Annotated in this window: 13 protein-coding genes, 2 tRNA genes and 1 other annotated feature; of the genes, 4 read left to right on the forward strand and 11 right to left on the reverse strand. The window is 34.2% G+C overall.

Translation table 11 applies throughout. The features are described 5' to 3' along the window. Positions 1-138: 138 nt before the first annotated feature. Positions 139-367, reverse strand: a binding site (T-box leader). Positions 368-426: 59 nt separating this feature from the next. From rhaM to F7O84_RS08300, 5 genes are all read right to left on the reverse strand, one after another. Then, positions 427-738 (reverse strand): L-rhamnose mutarotase, encoded by a 312-nt coding sequence (rhaM, locus tag F7O84_RS08280; protein WP_151144104.1) that lies wholly within the window; start codon positions 736-738, stop codon positions 427-429. A gap of 176 nt (positions 739-914) precedes the next feature. Further along, positions 915-2,051, reverse strand: a complete 1,137-nt coding sequence (locus tag F7O84_RS08285; RefSeq protein WP_151144106.1) for a rhamnose ABC transporter substrate-binding protein — start codon at positions 2,049-2,051, stop codon at positions 915-917. A 97-nt stretch (positions 2,052-2,148) separates the two neighbouring features. After that, a complete protein-coding gene (locus F7O84_RS08290) occupies positions 2,149-3,180 on the reverse strand; it encodes an ABC transporter permease (RefSeq protein ID WP_151144108.1) in 1,032 nt (343 codons plus the stop codon). Positions 3,181-3,182: 2 nt separating this feature from the next. Further along, positions 3,183-4,250, reverse strand: coding sequence for an ABC transporter permease (locus F7O84_RS08295; protein WP_320411222.1), 1,068 nt, complete (start codon positions 4,248-4,250; stop codon positions 3,183-3,185). Continuing rightward, complete coding sequence (locus tag F7O84_RS08300; RefSeq protein WP_151144110.1) at positions 4,201-5,712, reverse strand: sugar ABC transporter ATP-binding protein; 1,512 nt, start codon at positions 5,710-5,712, stop codon at positions 4,201-4,203. Before F7O84_RS08300 ends, F7O84_RS08295 begins: the two co-directional genes overlap by 50 nt. Positions 5,713-5,907: 195 nt before the next feature. Here F7O84_RS08300 and F7O84_RS08305 point away from each other — a divergent pair, with 195 nt between their 5' ends. Both F7O84_RS08305 and F7O84_RS08310 read left to right on the forward strand, forming a co-directional pair. Beyond that, a complete protein-coding gene (locus F7O84_RS08305) occupies positions 5,908-7,506 on the forward strand; it encodes a response regulator transcription factor (protein ID WP_151144112.1) in 1,599 nt (532 codons plus the stop codon). Positions 7,507-7,566: 60 nt separating this feature from the next. After that, on the forward strand, positions 7,567-9,411 hold the full coding sequence (locus F7O84_RS08310) for a sensor histidine kinase (RefSeq protein WP_151144114.1): 1,845 nt from the start codon (positions 7,567-7,569) through the stop codon (positions 9,409-9,411). A gap of 20 nt (positions 9,412-9,431) precedes the next feature. Here F7O84_RS08310 and F7O84_RS08315 read toward each other — a convergent pair whose 3' ends face one another. Genes F7O84_RS08315 through F7O84_RS08325 form a run of 3 tightly spaced genes read right to left on the reverse strand, consistent with a single transcriptional unit; the run spans position 9,432 to position 11,279 of the window. Continuing rightward, positions 9,432-10,325: a DUF445 domain-containing protein gene (locus tag F7O84_RS08315; protein ID WP_151144116.1), complete on the reverse strand. Its 894-nt coding sequence runs from the start codon at positions 10,323-10,325 to the stop codon at positions 9,432-9,434. A gap of 60 nt (positions 10,326-10,385) precedes the next feature. Next, positions 10,386-10,805 (reverse strand): DMT family transporter, encoded by a 420-nt coding sequence (locus F7O84_RS08320; protein WP_151144118.1) that lies wholly within the window; start codon positions 10,803-10,805, stop codon positions 10,386-10,388. 51 nt (positions 10,806-10,856) lie between these two features. Next, on the reverse strand, positions 10,857-11,279 hold the full coding sequence (locus F7O84_RS08325; protein ID WP_151144120.1) for a DMT family transporter: 423 nt from the start codon (positions 11,277-11,279) through the stop codon (positions 10,857-10,859). Between the two features lie 117 nt (positions 11,280-11,396). On the opposite strand from F7O84_RS08325, the gene F7O84_RS08330 reads away from it, so the two are divergent. After that, the gene (locus F7O84_RS08330; protein ID WP_151144122.1) at positions 11,397-12,077 is read left to right on the forward strand and encodes a cyclic nucleotide-binding domain-containing protein; all 681 of its coding nucleotides are present in this window, start codon (positions 11,397-11,399) and stop codon (positions 12,075-12,077) included. A 59-nt stretch (positions 12,078-12,136) separates the two neighbouring features. Here the strand turns inward: F7O84_RS08330 and F7O84_RS08335 are convergent, their stop codons facing one another. From F7O84_RS08335 to F7O84_RS08345, 3 genes are all read right to left on the reverse strand, one after another. After that, positions 12,137-13,900, reverse strand: coding sequence for a bifunctional homocysteine S-methyltransferase/methylenetetrahydrofolate reductase (locus F7O84_RS08335; protein ID WP_151144124.1), 1,764 nt, complete (start codon positions 13,898-13,900; stop codon positions 12,137-12,139). A 192-nt stretch (positions 13,901-14,092) separates the two neighbouring features. Beyond that, positions 14,093-14,176: transfer RNA gene (locus tag F7O84_RS08340), tRNA-Leu, on the reverse strand. Between the two features lie 67 nt (positions 14,177-14,243). After that, positions 14,244-14,328 (reverse strand) — tRNA-Leu (locus F7O84_RS08345). Positions 14,329-14,542: 214 nt separating this feature from the next. Here F7O84_RS08345 and F7O84_RS18975 point away from each other — a divergent pair. Then, positions 14,543-15,160: a hypothetical protein gene (locus F7O84_RS18975; RefSeq protein ID WP_207708049.1), complete on the forward strand. Its 618-nt coding sequence runs from the start codon at positions 14,543-14,545 to the stop codon at positions 15,158-15,160. Positions 15,161-15,490: the final 330 nt, after the last annotated feature.

The raw sequence follows: 15,490 nt of genomic DNA on the forward strand, positions 1-15,490 counted from the left end.
CAATACTTTTATTATTGTTGGTTTTATAACATACTACCATTCAGTTATGTGAAATAAATTGAGTGAAAAGGAAAGAGTTGTATAATAAGGATATTCTACGAACTTTCTTATTATATAAAAAAACCGCCTCAAGCTAATGCTTGAGACGGATATATCCGCGATACCACTCAAATTGACGTACGTCCTCTTTGTATACATACCAACATATGCTATGCCTTTATAACAGGTGCATCCTCCCGTCAACGCCTACTATTAGTTCGGGTTGCCCTCGAAAGCCCATTCAATTAAAAACTCCATATCGCCTTCCACCTCTGGCGACTCTCTGTCATGTCATTTATAATTTACTATTCTTTCTCAACGGTTTTAATATAATAGCCAAATTATAGCATATATAACTAAGATTTGTCAATCAGGAATTGAAGCTTGTTAATCCAAGTGAAACACCATATCTAAGTCAACAGCAACAGGACTATTATCTGGATTTGTTTCCATAATATCTGCCATATAATCCCACCATTTACGATTGATTGCTGTGTCTGCTCCTTTTTTCCACTTCTCTTCGTCTTCTATTTCAATATATCCAAATAAAGTTAGTGTTTCTTTATCTAAAAATATGGTATAGTTTTTCCCACCATACTCATGAATCATATCCTTCATCTCTGGCCATAACTGATTATGACGATATTCATATTCTTTTTCTTGTCCTTCGTATAATTTCATTTTAAAGCCTTTAATCATTACATTGTCCTCCTTAGACCTAAACGAATTTTGATTTGTTTTAGTATAAACCAAATTATTTTATTTTTCAATACTTCATCCTATAAAAGATTGTGAGTTTGCTTACCATAAGACCTATATATATAAAGCTTCCTACCAATGCAGGAAGCTTTATTAAAGTGATTTGATTATTTATTTTAGTATACGCTCTTCCATTCTTCAATATTGCTTGGATCGAATTTGAATGGAGGTCCAAGAATAATTTCGGTTCCACCGTCTGCTGCTGCAACGATTTCGTAGTCTCCCATGTCGCCAGCGCTAAATTTCTCTCCAGCTGCTCCAGTGATTTCACCCTTTGCTAAAGCAATTGAAGTATAAGCTGATAATCTTCCAATATCAATTGGATTCCACAAATACATATAAGGGCATGCTTTTGCAGCATCATCACCAATGTAATCAGCCATTTCAGATGGAAGTCCAAGGCCTGTTAATTTAATCTTGTCTGCAACACCTTGATCTTGTAGTACTTTAGCTGCCGCCATGATACCTACAGTAGTAGGAGCGCAAATTACTTTTAAGTCAGGATAGTTAGATAATAAAGCTTGTGTCTGGTCAACGGATTTTTGATATTCATCATCACCATAAACGATATCTACTAATTCAAGTCCTGAATACTTGCTATCTTCCATTACTTTTTTCATTGCTTCAATCCATGCATTTTGGTTTGTAGCCTGACTTGTAGCAGAAAGGATTGCAAATTGTCCTGATCCGCCAGTAATATCAGCAATTGCTTCTACTAATGTTTGACCAATGATTTCTGTACCTGCCTGGTTTACATGAACTGCACGGCTTGCAGCATTTGTTGATGAGTCAAAAGAAGAAATTGCGATACCTGCATTTTTTGCTGCTGTTAGTGCTGGCTGTAACGCATCGGTATCATTTGCTGCGATTGCAATTGCATCTACTTGCTGAGCAACTAACTCGTTAATCATAGCAATCTGCGCCTCAGCTGTAGCTGATTCTGGCTCTTTCGTAATACAAGTTCCACCCTGTGCCTCGATTACTTCTTTAAAACCTTGAATTTGCTTTGCATTATAAGGATTTCCTGCACTTTTAACAATGACTGCATAAGATCCAATATCTCCTGATGCAGTAGCATCATCTGTTTTCGTTTCTGTTGTTGTGTCCTTTGAATCTGTTGTAGTAGCTGAATCTGTTGTAGTAGCTGAATCTGTTTTGGTTCCAGTAGAATTTGATGATGAGCTTCCACAGCCCGCTAACATAGCTGAAACCATTGATGCGCAAAGTAATACGCTAAGTAATTTTTTCTTCATTCTTTTTTCCTCCCTAAGAATTTAGTGTTTTGATACCCGATATATACAAACAGCTTCGCTGTAAGTACCAATTACATGATTGACTAAATTGCATTTTTTATGCTGTCTTTTTCTTTAATAAGCCTTTTAAATTTAGATTTGGAAGCATAACTGCACAAATTAAAAGTGTTCCAATAATAACTAACATAACCTGAGATGAAACGTTTACTAATCCTAATCCGTATCTTAAGAATCCTATAATAAAGATTGCTATAATAGCTCCTACAAAGTTACCCTTTCCTCCAGCAGTTGATATACCACCAAGTACTACCATTGATATCGCATCCAACTCATAGCCTGATGCAATATTTGGTCTAGCACTTCCCATACAAGATGCTAAGAAAATTGCAGTCACTGCTGAAAAGGTACCAGTAATGGTAAATACAATGCATCTAATCTTTTGAACTTGAATTCCTGCATATTCGGCTGCAACTCGGTTACTTCCAATCGCATAAAGTCTTCTACCAAACGTGGTTTTATGAAGTACAAATCCAAATATAAAAGCACATATGATAAAAATGATGAAAATATATGGAACAGGTCCTAATTTTCCCCAGTAAAGCTGACTGAACCAATTTACATTAGTAAGTCCCTGTGAAGCCTGATCCTTTAATATAATAGTTGCAATCCCTCGAAACAGTATTTGCGTTCCTAAAGTAACAATCATTGGTGCAAGTTCTGTAAACTTGGTTAGTATAAATCCATTGATAAATCCACACAAAGTTCCTACTAAGAGAGCAATGATAACGCATGCACCCATTGGCAATCCAAGCTTATTATAACTTTCAGCCATAACAACAGCGGATAAAGCAACGATAGATCCTACTGAAATATCAATGTCACCCAGTACAAGGATATAAGCCATTGGCAATGCGATAAACGCTTTTTCAAGGAAGGATAAAGTTGCATTGAATAATCCTGACAAGCTCATATAAATTGGCAATCCTGTTGTTTTATCAAGTGGTGATACATAGAAATTCAATATATTTACTCCGATAAAAATAAGTACTAAAAACCATTCCCATTTGAGGAAAAATTTCTTCCATGAAAATTCCTGCTCTGCAATAATAACTCTTTTTTGTTTTGCCATGATTAGATTTCCCTCCTCTTAAGGTTATTTTTATCCATTGACCTTTGTAAGACCACATTCAATATGACTGCTACAATTATGATTAAGCCTTTAATCGCATCCAACCAAAACTGTGATACTCCAATCAATGGGAGACCATTTCCTAAAACTGCAATGGTAAGTGCACCAAGCAATACTCCTACTACACTACCTCTACCACCTGTTAAGCTAACACCTCCGATAACACACGCTGCAATGATATCCATTTCGATTCCAGATGCCATATCACCTTGCGCAGAAGCGTATAAGGAAACCCATAATGCTCCAGAGAGTCCACAAAGCATACCCATGATTCCATATACCATAACTCTTACCTTATCAATGTTAATACCACTTACTTGTGCTGCCTCAGCATTCGAACCAACTGCGTATATCTTTCTTCCTGTTCTTGTGTATTTTAAGAAATAGAAGAAAATAATATAACAAATAATTGCTACAAAAATCAAGTTATTAATTAATCCAAAGGTTAAATATTTTCCAGTTGCAAAAGACTTAAAGCCTTCCGTTACCTGATATGCTGCTACCCATTGGTTTTTTGCCAATAAATAGGTAAGACCTCTTAGTATGTTCATAAATCCAAGCGTAGCGATAATCGATATAACCTTTCCTCTTGCAATTACAATACCAATGACAATTCCACACAATGTTCCAACAGCAATTGCAATTAGAAAAGCGACTAGTGTAGGCGTTCCTTGATGATCTCTTAGAATGAGTGCCGCAGACATACCTGAAAAAGCTATTGTAGATCCAATTGAAATATCGATTTCTCCAATTACCAGTACACACATCATTCCTAAAGCCAGAATCATATAGATCGCATAATTGACAAACATATTATTTAAATTCTTTGGAGTTACAAATGTAGCATTTCGAAAAGCAATAAATGCACATAATACGAGTAACACCACAGCCAAACTCGCTTCACGAGAGCTGGTTAATTTTTTTATATCAAAACCTTTCTTCTCCATCTCTTCCTTCACCTCACTCCACTGCTTCTGTTGTTTTTTGTGTTTTGGCCATCGCTTTTTCAAGAATTCCTTCCTGCGTTGCTTCGCCTCGCATCAATTCTCCGGTTACTCTACCATCACACATAACAACGATTCTGTCACTCATACCAAGTATTTCTGGCATTTCAGAAGAAATCATGATAATTGCATAGCCTTGTTTCGCAAGCTCACCCATTATTTCATAGATAGCTGCTTTGGCGCCAACGTCAACTCCTTTTGTTGGTTCATCCAAAATAATTACTTTTAGATCTGAAGCCAATAATTTTGCAACTACTACTTTTTGCTGATTTCCACCTGACAAAGAACTTGCTTTGTCAAATAATGTAACTGCTTTGGTATCTACTCGCTCTGCTAACTCTTTCGCTCTTGCTCGTTCCTTCTTTTCATTCGTTAGCAGCTTATTTCCTAAATCACCAATCACTGGTAACGTAATATTTCTTCCGATTCCCCAATCAAGAATCAGTCCCTGAAGCTGTCTATCTTCTGGTAGAAGCCCTATTCCAAGATTCATAGCATCCAGTGGTTTTTTTATATTAACTTGTTTTCCATTCATGTAAATTCTTCCACTGTCATAAGCTTCAATTCCAAAAATGGTTTGCACTACTTCTGTTCTACCTGCACCAACTAATCCTGTTAGTCCAAGTATCTCACCTTTTTTTACTGCAAAAGAAACATCTTTAAAGTAACCCGTTCGACTTAAATTCTCAACTCGCAATACCTCTTCTCCAATTTTTACTTCTGGCTTTGGAAATAAGTCATTGATTTCTCGACCTACCATAGCAGTAATCAAATCATCATTGGTAATTCCATCTACATCATAACTTCCAATGTATTTGGAATCTCGAAATACAGTTACCTTCGTTGCTAAACGATACATATCTTCAAATCTATGAGAAATAAATATAATAGAGGCTCCATCATCTCTCAATTTTTCAGTAATACGATATAACTCTTCGGATTCTCTTTTGGTTAGGGATGCAGTTGGCTCATCCATGATAATAATTCTTGCATTCATTGACAAAGCTTTTGCTATTTCAACCATCTGTTGTTGTGCAACACTAAGGGTTCCCATTTCATCCGTAGATTTAAAATCTGCATTCAGCTGTTTTAACAGTTCATCGGCTTCCTGATTCATTTCTTTCCATTGAATTCTGCCTTTTTTTACTTTTTCATGTCCCATGAAAATATTTTCAGTCACTGATAACTGTGGATAGGATGTCACGTGTTGGTATATAGCTGCAATGCCTGCTGCCTGTGCATCTTTTGGCCCTTTGAAATGTACTAAATTACCATCTAGATACATTTCTCCTTCTTCTGCTTTATGTACTCCAGTAATGACTTTAATGAACGTTGATTTACCTGCACCGTTTTCTCCCATTAATGCATGTATCTCGCCCGGCTTTAATTGAAAATGCACATTATCTAGTGCTTTAACACCAGGAAATATCTTTGTAATTCCTTTAAGCTCTAGAACATACTCAGACATTTTTATTCCTCCTTTAACAGCTTAGATAGCTTTTGTTTAGTTCGTCTTTTCTATATCATATCACATAGATTTTTTTTATTTTATCGTAATATTTTTTGAAACAGGGTAATTTTTTTTGGTGAATTTTGCTTTTCCTTGTAATTTTTTAAGGATTTGGTAAAATAAATATAGCAAATTGCCAAAGGAGATACACGTATGAAGCTTTTAATTGTTGATGATGAAGAACTGACTAGAGGTGGCTTGATTCATAGTATTGATTGGAATGCACTTGGCATTGATACTATATTTGAGGCAGATGATGGCTTACATGGACTTGAAATTGTAAAAAGCCATTCACCTGAGATTATTCTAAGCGATGTACGTATGCCTCGCATGGACGGCGTCGAGATGGCAAAACAGATTCGTGAAATCCAACCTGAAAGTTCTATTATATTCATGAGTGGATATTCTGATAAAGAATATTTAAAAGCGGCCATTAAACTTAAAGCGATCAGTTATGTAGAAAAACCTATTGATCTTGAAGAATTAAAAGAATCCGTCAAAGAAGCAATCCTATATCATAAATCAATTGTTTTTAGTAGACAATCGGCGGATGATAATCGTTATGATAATATGTTTCAATTGACTTTAAAAATGATTTATCCAAATCACGACCCTCAAACGGATTATAAGAGCGAATTATCACAACTGGGATTATCTTTAAAAAATTATTCCTCTTTTGCTACCCTTATAATTAAATTATTGTATCAAACAAATCAACAAACAAGCATGCCTGGTTCAAACAATGATTTATCGATTTCTAAACTAGAAGCCACTCCTATTATGAAGCAACTAACTCCTTTACTAAAAAAAGCTAAAATTGATTTTATCTATGGAATAAAACAAGAGGAATATATCATTGTGCATCTACTAGGTAAGGATAAAATACAAAAGGATATGCTTTGTACGCCCTTGGAGTATTTTTCCAATTCACTAAAACAATCCTTTACGCATTTTATTAGTTTAGGAAAGGCAGTGAGTAATATAGAAAAGTTATATGAATCCTATAATAACGCTATTATTTTAATGCATAGCTCCTTTTTTTACCCGTATAATGCAGTATTGTATAATGATGTTGAAGCTATCACATATCCTTCTTTTTTACCTAGTAAAATTTTATCAGAGTTTTCAGAAGCATTGATGAGTCGAAACTCTGAAAAGGTTACTCAGATTCTAAGTAAATTGAAAACATCATTTGTTAATAACAAGGCTATTTTGGTAAATCAGGTTAAGGACTTATACTATAAATTATTGCTAGAATTAAACGAATCTGCGAATCAGTTTCATATTTCAATTTCAGCAGATAGTACAGAAACGATTCTAGATTACATTTCCAAAAGTGTTACTTTTTTTGACCTACATGAAATTCTGGAACGTAAAACAACAAGTTTTTTTAAGTCTTTCGAAAATGAGAATCGGGATAATTCAACCATATTTTTAATCAAAGAATTTGTAAGTAAAAACTATCAAAACGATAGTTTATCGATTAAAGATATTAGTGAACATGTTTTTTTATCCTCTTCTTATGTTTGCACAATATTTAAAACAGAAACAGGAAAAACGTTAAATCAATATCTCACCGAATACCGTATCGAAAAAGCAAAAAAACTATTAATGGATTCTCGTTATAAGATAACAGATATTTCTTCCAAAGTAGGTTATAATGATGGTAATTATTTTGGGAAAACTTTTAAAAAACAGGTAGGCTTATCTCCATCTGAATTTCGAGAGCAATATTTTGATGGAAAACTTTAAATAGATTTATCTTTACGCTTTGTAAAGGCTAATATTTCATTGGAAAGGAATATATAACAGATGATAAAACGGTTAAAAAAAGGAATCCTATTTTATACACAGGACATGAAATTGCAGTCTAAATTTATCTTTTCTCACTTAATATTAGTCATCGCACCTACTATTTTAATTGTTTTTATATTATTAAATCAACTTTCGGACATACTGCTGTCTAACACAGTGCTTTCCGAGCAAAGCCTCTCTAGACAGACGGCTGATTATATTGAAAATTCCATTGCCCAAGTTAATAATGCTTCGAAATCAATATTAAACTCACAATACTTGTCTGAGATTGTGACAAAGACTTCCTATGAGATACCACTTGAAAAAGGAGAAGAGTTTGAAAAAGATACCACTTCTTTCTTAAGCTCCATTCATTCCTCTATCGACGGTTTTGTCATTACTGATATTAAAGTATATTTAAGTAAAGAATTTGAATCCATTTACAATGATCCGATTTATTCGGATTATCAAATCTTAGAGCCAATGGAAAACGCGAAAGGTTCTTATTGGCATGGTATTTTTTCTAGTACACCTAAAAAATATCTTGTTTGCCCAAGCTTATATCTTTCTCCTAGTGAGTGTAAAAATTACGGAGAACTAGCAATTATTCGAAAGGTTAACTTTTTAGATAACGTAAATACTCCTGCTGCGTATATTGCTGTTTACTTTTCAAAAAGCAATATTGATTTTATTCTAGGCAAGGATTTGTCAATAAGCGACAGTTCCACTTACTTAATCAACGAACGAAACTCAATCGTCTCTACCTCTAATTCCTCTTTATCTGGAAAATATATTTTATCTTATGAAACAGTACAACAAAAGCTGGCTCATATTAACAACTTTACCACAATGACACTAGGTGGAGAAATCGTATACATTGGTTGTAAAGAGATTCCAAATACCGACTGGTACATGATTTCTGTTATCCCAACCAACAATGCCATTGTACAAACCAGAGATATTGTTTATCAACTTGTCGGTACTTACATGATTTTCCTTGGAATTGCCTTTTTTATTGCTTTACTTTTATCCAATTCAATTGTAAAGAGAATCAAATCCGTAATCAATCAGATGAATCAGGTAAGAAAAAGTACACCAAAACGTCTTGCGCTAGACCCGGGGCGTGATGAAATCGGTGATTTAATAGAGACTTACAATTTTATGACCGATGAAATCAATATTTTATTAAAACAGCAAGAAAAAGCTTCCAATGATTTACGAATATCAGAGTTTAAAGCGTTGCAAGCTCAAATTAACCCTCATTTTTTATATAACACACTGGATATGATTAATTGGCTTTCTAAGATGGGAAAAAGTGATGAAGTATCTAATGCCGTTTGGGCTTTGTCAAAATTTTATAAACTAACCTTAAACAAGGGAAATATAACTGTTTCTGTAAAAGAGGAATTAGAACACGTTTCACTTTATGTACAGTTACAAAACATGCGTTATCAAAACAAGATTAAGTTTTTAATTGACGTTCCTGATGAACTCCTAGACTATGAGATACCAAAGCTTGTCTTTCAACCTATCGTAGAAAATAGTATCCAACATGGAATTTTTTCCAAAGAATCAAAAGAAGGAACCATTGTTATCATGGGTTGGTTAGAAGATAACACTATTGTCTTTATCATATCTGATGATGGCGTAGGTATTACATCTGAAAAATTAAAATCCATCCTTATTGGTGGAAACAAAAGTTCAAGTTCTCATGGTAGTAATATTGGTATATCAAATACACATAAACGATTACAACTTTTTTATAATGCAGAGTGCGGTCTTACTTACCGAAGTACTCCTAATATAGAAACAGAAGTAGAAATTCGGATACCTGCTAAGAAGTTTAATAAGCCAAAAGCGTGAGCATAGCCCACGCTTTTTATTTATCGAAAGAATATATTGATAATACCAAGAACAAAACCAATCACTGCTCCTAGATTTACTACAGCAGACAATTCCTTTTTCATAACGGACATAATTAATTCTTCTAACTCTAGAACATCCATTTCATCTATCTTTTTCTCAATGATAGATGAAATATTGATTTTTGCGACAATTTTTCCTAATTCATTTTCTACCAGATTCTCATAACCTTTCATAAAAACAGAAGCAAAATCAAAGTCGTCGGCGATATGAATCACCTCTTTGATTTGTGAATTAGATAATTTATCACATTCTTCACTTACCTTACTATAAATAATAACTGGACCATTTTCTTTTATATACACATTTATTGCATCGATAATAGGCGCTGACATAGATTCAATCAAAGAATCATTTATCATCATTCCAAGAAAAGAACCTCCTATTTTCTCTTTTATTGCTTTGATTCCCTCACCAGCAATTATTGTGCCTATGTCCATTTCATCCATTTTTTCTAGTATTTTATCTGTAATTTTATTTTCTATCTTATCTTGAGTTGCCTCGTATTGCTCCTCATTCACATATTCCAATGCTTTTTCTTTCACCGTTGTTTCATTTTGTTGTTGTTTATCCCAAAAGGCTTTCACATCTTCCAAAACCTTATTTTTCATCTCTTCTGATAGAAGTGCTTCTTCGAGTGCATCTTGGGTTAATAAGTTCTGACCAACCGCATTTCCAATGGCTGTTCCTAACCTCTTTCTTCCTCTAGGAATAATTCCAGGTGTAAAGGGAAGTGTATAGTTTCCTATCTTAATGGGCTTTAAAGGGCGAAAAAGCATTTTAACAGCTATATAATTCGTAAAGTACCCAATTACTCCTCCGATAATTGGACCAGCTAAAACATTTATGTTCATTGTACAAAACCTCCTTGCTTGTCCAAAATATTATATAGCACACTTCGTTTATTTTCAAGTCTAAGCTTTTGTATTAAATATCAATCCAATCAAAACTAATGTGCCCCCTATCACTTTTCCTGCTGAAAGCTGTTCAAATAAAAAATAATCTAGGATTACCCCTGAGAATAACTGACTAACGAATATAATGATTGTTAGTGAAAAGGCTGATATTTTAGGTGTAATAATATTCGAAATAATAATCATTATAACACCTAGCACACCTCCTAAAAACATAGCATAAAAACGCACTCCATTTGTATGTGGCTCAAATAAAAAGGTTGCTCTAAAAAGAAACATGGCAAGCATTGATCCTATAAACCCCACCACATAATTAAAAAATGTACTTTGGTATACACTTAATTCTTTTCCAAGCTTTGCGTTTGTCATTCTACTTACCACAATGGTAACCCCTGATAATATCGCTAATATAATATACATACGTTTCCTTTCTTCCTTTATAATTCTGACTTATTCTCAACTTGATATCAATTAATAAAGAAACATGACTATAATTCCAATTAGTATAAGGGCGATTCCAATAAACTGCTTTTTCTGAATATAGCGCTTTGGTGTTTCAAATAATCCAAAATGCTCAATAACAATTGAAATCACACTTTGACCAAATAATGCTAATGCTAACATTTTTGATACCCCAATCTTTGAGACTGTGACATTCTGAAAAATAGTAGTTAAAATACCAACTGCCCCTCCGCTATACCAATAAATTGGAATAGATTTATCAAATTTCAGACTTAATTTTTTGATTTTTAAAATAATAATAATTACGATTAAACCAATAAAATGAATCAGTGCGACCGAAGGATAAATGCCCATTGTAGTTGACAAATCACTATTCATAACAATCATAATCGATAAAATAATGCCACTAAAAATAGATAAAAATACTGCCATGTAGAATCTCCTTTTCTATTTACTAACTAAAAGTATAAAACTTTTTGTTGCAGGAATGTATGACATATGTCACTATATATTTATTATCAGAATAATTACGAAAGAAAGGATTAAATAATGGAGCGAATTCATGATAGTATACTATTTCAAAAAATATTACGCGAGAATCCAATTGATGAAGTATTAACAGATTATCAAAACTACCCTCTCGAGCTTGTTTTATATAAAAAAGGAGAACATATTTTTAAATATGGAGAGCCCCTTACATATATTTGCTTTTTTATATCGGGTAGAGCTAAAGTGTATTCTTTATTATCCAATGGAAAACATTATTTACACACCTTTTATCATCAATTTGAAATTATTGGAGATGCAGAGTTTGTGAATCAGTTAAAAATTACTACTAATGTACAAGCCTTAAGTGATGTATATTGTCTTTTACTTCCACTCAAACCATGTCATAAAATGCTGTATAATGATCGAAAATTTCTTCGTGCTGCCTGTTGTCACTTAGCAAAAAAGCTAGATACAACTGGGCAATTCAATTCTCATAACTTGCTTTATCCATTGGAAGAACGTTTGGCTTCTTATATTATTAATACCTCTGAGAATCTTGTTTTTGACGAGAATCTTACTGCTTTATCTGAACTTCTTGGTACTAGCTATAGACATTTGCTTCGCACTTTAAAGAATTTTTGTGATAAGGAATATCTAAAGAAAGAAAATGGAGTATATAAAATAATAGCACCTAAGAAATTAGAAGCCTTAGGTGCCGATATTTATATGAGTTATTATTAAAAACGTAAAATCGTATGTACTCTTGCATACTAAACTTATGATACCACATTTCAATCGTATTAAGATTGGAATGTGTGAATCCCTTGAATTATTTTTTCAATAATATCCACTCGATTAAATGGTGTGATAATATAATATCCATCTACATATGGACTGATTTTTTCTGCAATTTCCGTAGAAATCTTGACGGCTAACTTACTAGCTTCCTCTCGTTCCTTTCCTTCGTACTGATTGATAATATCTTGAGATACGTTGATTCCTGAAATTTCATTATTCATAAAACAGGCATTTCTGTGACTTACAATTGGAATAATTCCTCCTAAAATTTTTGCCTGTAATGTTTCTTTCGCTTTTTTTAGATTTTCAAAAGCTTCCTCAGTCAAGACAGGTTGTGTAAAAAGCATCGTAACACCATTATCAATCTTCTTTTGTGCATGCTTTAGCTGCGCATCAAAATTCCTAGCATTCACATTTAATGCGGCACAAATGCCAAAAGGAGAAGAAAACACTTCTTCATTTAACTCACTAATATGTTTTGCCAAAATAGCTGAATTAAAGCTAAACATTGTTTTTATTTCATCACGAAGGGGAGAAGGTACAGGATCTCCTGTCACTACAAGAACATTTTCAACTCCTTCTATGTTTAATCCTAAAAGCAATGCTTTCGTTGCATTGATATTTCTATCTCGACATGTCATATGTGGAATTGGGGTAATATCCAACTCCCTTTTTAATTTGCATGCCAAAAGGCTACTATCTACTCTGGCTCTTGCTAGTGGACAGTCCGCTATCGTAATCGCATCCACTCCACTATATTTTAATCTTTTTGCTCCCTCCATAAAATTTGAAATTTCCGCCTTTGACGGTGGGTCCAACTCGACTGCAATTATCTTTTTGCCTGCGTTTATTTTATGAAGCAACAAGTTTTCCTTTTGATTTGACTCCCTTTTCGTGACTTCAGCTTTTTTATATTCAATTCGTTTGGCTGTTTTTACGCCCTTTACATATTCTACTGTTTTGCGAATGTATTCGGGTGTCGTTCCACAACAACCTCCGACGATATTTACTCCAACGTTTATTGTCTTATATAATGTTTCTGCAAAATAATCTGAGCTATTTTCAAATATTGTTCTATTATCTCTAACGGTTGGAAATCCTGCATTTGGCATAATAGAAATGTTCTTTTGAAATGGCTCTAATTGTTTAATATATTCATACAAATGATGAGCACCTGATATACAGTTAAAACCCACTGCATCTATTTCCTTGATCTCATTGATTCGCTTAAAAATATTCTTTCCTGATAGTCCCACTCTCGTAAACCCATCTGGTGTCACTGCAAATTGGACTATTATAAAGCTATCTTCTTTCTTTCGCTTAATATATCTTGATAACTCAGCTAAATCTTCGTCACTTCCCAATGTCTCAAATAGAAAATTGGTTATATTATTTTCTAAAAAAACATCTATTATTTCCTTATACTCTTGAATCGGTGAGCCACCTACATAGGGAATCGGGCCCATATCAGCAAATACAGCAATGTCTCTCTCTTTTGCTGCTTCAAGCGCAATACGTGAACCTGCTGCGACGATTTTTTTTACGATTTCTATATCAGTTTCTAAGCTGACCGTATTGGCCGCAAAGGTATTTGTCTTAATTGCCATACAGCCTGCCTCAATATATTCTTTATGGATTTGCAGAACTCTATTTGGATGTTCTATATTGGCATATTCACATTTCCCTGTGTATCTCTCACCATAATAAGTTCCCATTGCACCATCAAATATGAGTGGCTTTTTTTCTAAATATTCACTAACGTTCATTTTTCACCTCTAATAATTTATCCCTTTTTGCATAAACTTTCATTTGTTTAATCTATTATACAAAAAAAGAAAGTATTTTACTATACTTTCTTAAGATAAAAGAGTCCTGGTTCGCAGATATTCACATTCAACTTAAATTCTTAAAATGATACGGCTAAAAATACAATTTGTACTTTTAGCCAATCATTTTGATGCACAAGATGGGACTTGAACCCACACGATATTGCTACCACAGGCACCTGAAGCCTGCGCGTCTGCCAATTCCGCCACTTGTGCATATCATACATTATATTTTTAGAAAAGAAAAGCCTTGTAAATAAATTCACAAGACCTACATCTCTAATGCAGTTGACGGGACTTGAACCCGTACCCAGTTATCCCAGACTAGATCCTTAGTCTAGCGCGTATGCCAATTCCGCCACAACTGCTTAGTTAAAACCATTACTACCGATTTGAACGCTACAACATTAAATATTATATATAAGATACATAAATTTGTCAATCCTATTTTTTCTTTTGTTATTGTACTATTTTCTTTTGTTACTCTCACCTTTCCTTGATATTTATCTTAAGAGCTCTGCACATTATCCCCCCTATGTTCATACAATAAGCTGTATATCTATATTTGAAAGGGATGTATATATGGCTACAGATGATTCTGATTACTTAGATTGCAAAGAATTAGAAATATTAAATAATAAAAAGGCAAAAGGTAAATCCATCACACAAACACAAAGACGTCCTGGTGGTCCTGGTGGCCCTGGTAGGCCTGGTGGTCCTGGCGGTCCTGGTAGGCCTGGTGGTCCTGGTGGACCTGGTGGATTCCCTGGCGGGCCTGATGGATTCCCTGGTGATTTTCCTGGTGGCTTTCCTGGTGACTTTCCTAGCGGTCCTGGCGGCCCTGGTGGCCCTGGTAGACCTGGTGGATTCCCTGGCGGGCCTGGTCCAGGAGTCTCACCACCTAACACACCACCTCCTTCAAATGTTCCGCAGTTACCACGTGGAGTTGTCATGCCGCTTCCTGAAACTGCACAATTCAATCAGCAATTTGGTAACATAAATCGATCCAATAATTTGCAAAGAGAGATTCGTCGTTGTCTAAATCGATTTACTTTCATTTGGTTATGGAATGGAAGGTCTTTTTGGTTTTATCCTATCTTTATGAACCGCTGGTCAGTAGATGGCTTCGTATGGCGACGCAATCGTTGGGTGTTTGAAAGAGTTAATATTAACAGTATCTTTTTCTTTCGATGTTTCTAATGTAATTTAAGAAAAGGCTCTTATCTGTATGAGAATAATCCCATCGATAAGAGCCTTTTAATCGGTTGCCATTTTCAGGTTATCACACACTTAAAAATGACACTGTTCAATCTGTTGATATCTTAGAATCACATATTTCCTTAAATAAAGTGAATGAAGATGTCAATTTAACACTTAATCTAAAGTTAAAAAATTATAATTTTCACCCAACTAGATTTAGAATTAAAGTTTACTTACCAAAGACTCTTTCGTTTTACACAGGAATCACAAGTTATGATTTCTCTGACTCTTACTTATTAGTCCTTTAGATGATTCCTTATCGATAAACGA

Source organism: Candidatus Galacturonatibacter soehngenii (assembly GCF_008830185.1).
Taxonomy (GTDB): domain Bacteria; phylum Bacillota; class Clostridia; order Lachnospirales; family Lachnospiraceae; genus Lachnotalea; species Lachnotalea soehngenii.

Bases quoted from the DNA above. Each gene is read 5' to 3' on its own strand.
- F7O84_RS08310 (WP_151144114.1), top strand. From the start codon at position 7,567: ATGATAAAACGGTTAAAAAAAGGAATCCTATTTTATACACAGGACATG.
- F7O84_RS08290 (WP_151144108.1), bottom strand. From the start codon at position 3,180: ATGGCAAAACAAAAAAGAGTTATTATTGCAGAGCAGGAATTTTCATGG.
- F7O84_RS08330 (WP_151144122.1), top strand. From the start codon at position 11,397: ATGGAGCGAATTCATGATAGTATACTATTTCAAAAAATATTACGCGAG.
- rhaM (WP_151144104.1), bottom strand. From the start codon at position 738: ATGATTAAAGGCTTTAAAATGAAATTATACGAAGGACAAGAAAAAGAA.
- F7O84_RS08335 (WP_151144124.1), bottom strand. From the start codon at position 13,900: ATGAACGTTAGTGAATATTTAGAAAAAAAGCCACTCATATTTGATGGT.
- F7O84_RS08315 (WP_151144116.1), bottom strand. From the start codon at position 10,325: ATGAACATAAATGTTTTAGCTGGTCCAATTATCGGAGGAGTAATTGGG.
- F7O84_RS08300 (WP_151144110.1), bottom strand. From the start codon at position 5,712: ATGTCTGAGTATGTTCTAGAGCTTAAAGGAATTACAAAGATATTTCCT.
- F7O84_RS08320 (WP_151144118.1), bottom strand. From the start codon at position 10,805: ATGTATATTATATTAGCGATATTATCAGGGGTTACCATTGTGGTAAGT.
- F7O84_RS08305 (WP_151144112.1), top strand. From the start codon at position 5,908: ATGAAGCTTTTAATTGTTGATGATGAAGAACTGACTAGAGGTGGCTTG.
- F7O84_RS18975 (WP_207708049.1), top strand. From the start codon at position 14,543: ATGGCTACAGATGATTCTGATTACTTAGATTGCAAAGAATTAGAAATA.
- F7O84_RS08325 (WP_151144120.1), bottom strand. From the start codon at position 11,279: ATGGCAGTATTTTTATCTATTTTTAGTGGCATTATTTTATCGATTATG.
- F7O84_RS08285 (WP_151144106.1), bottom strand. From the start codon at position 2,051: ATGAAGAAAAAATTACTTAGCGTATTACTTTGCGCATCAATGGTTTCA.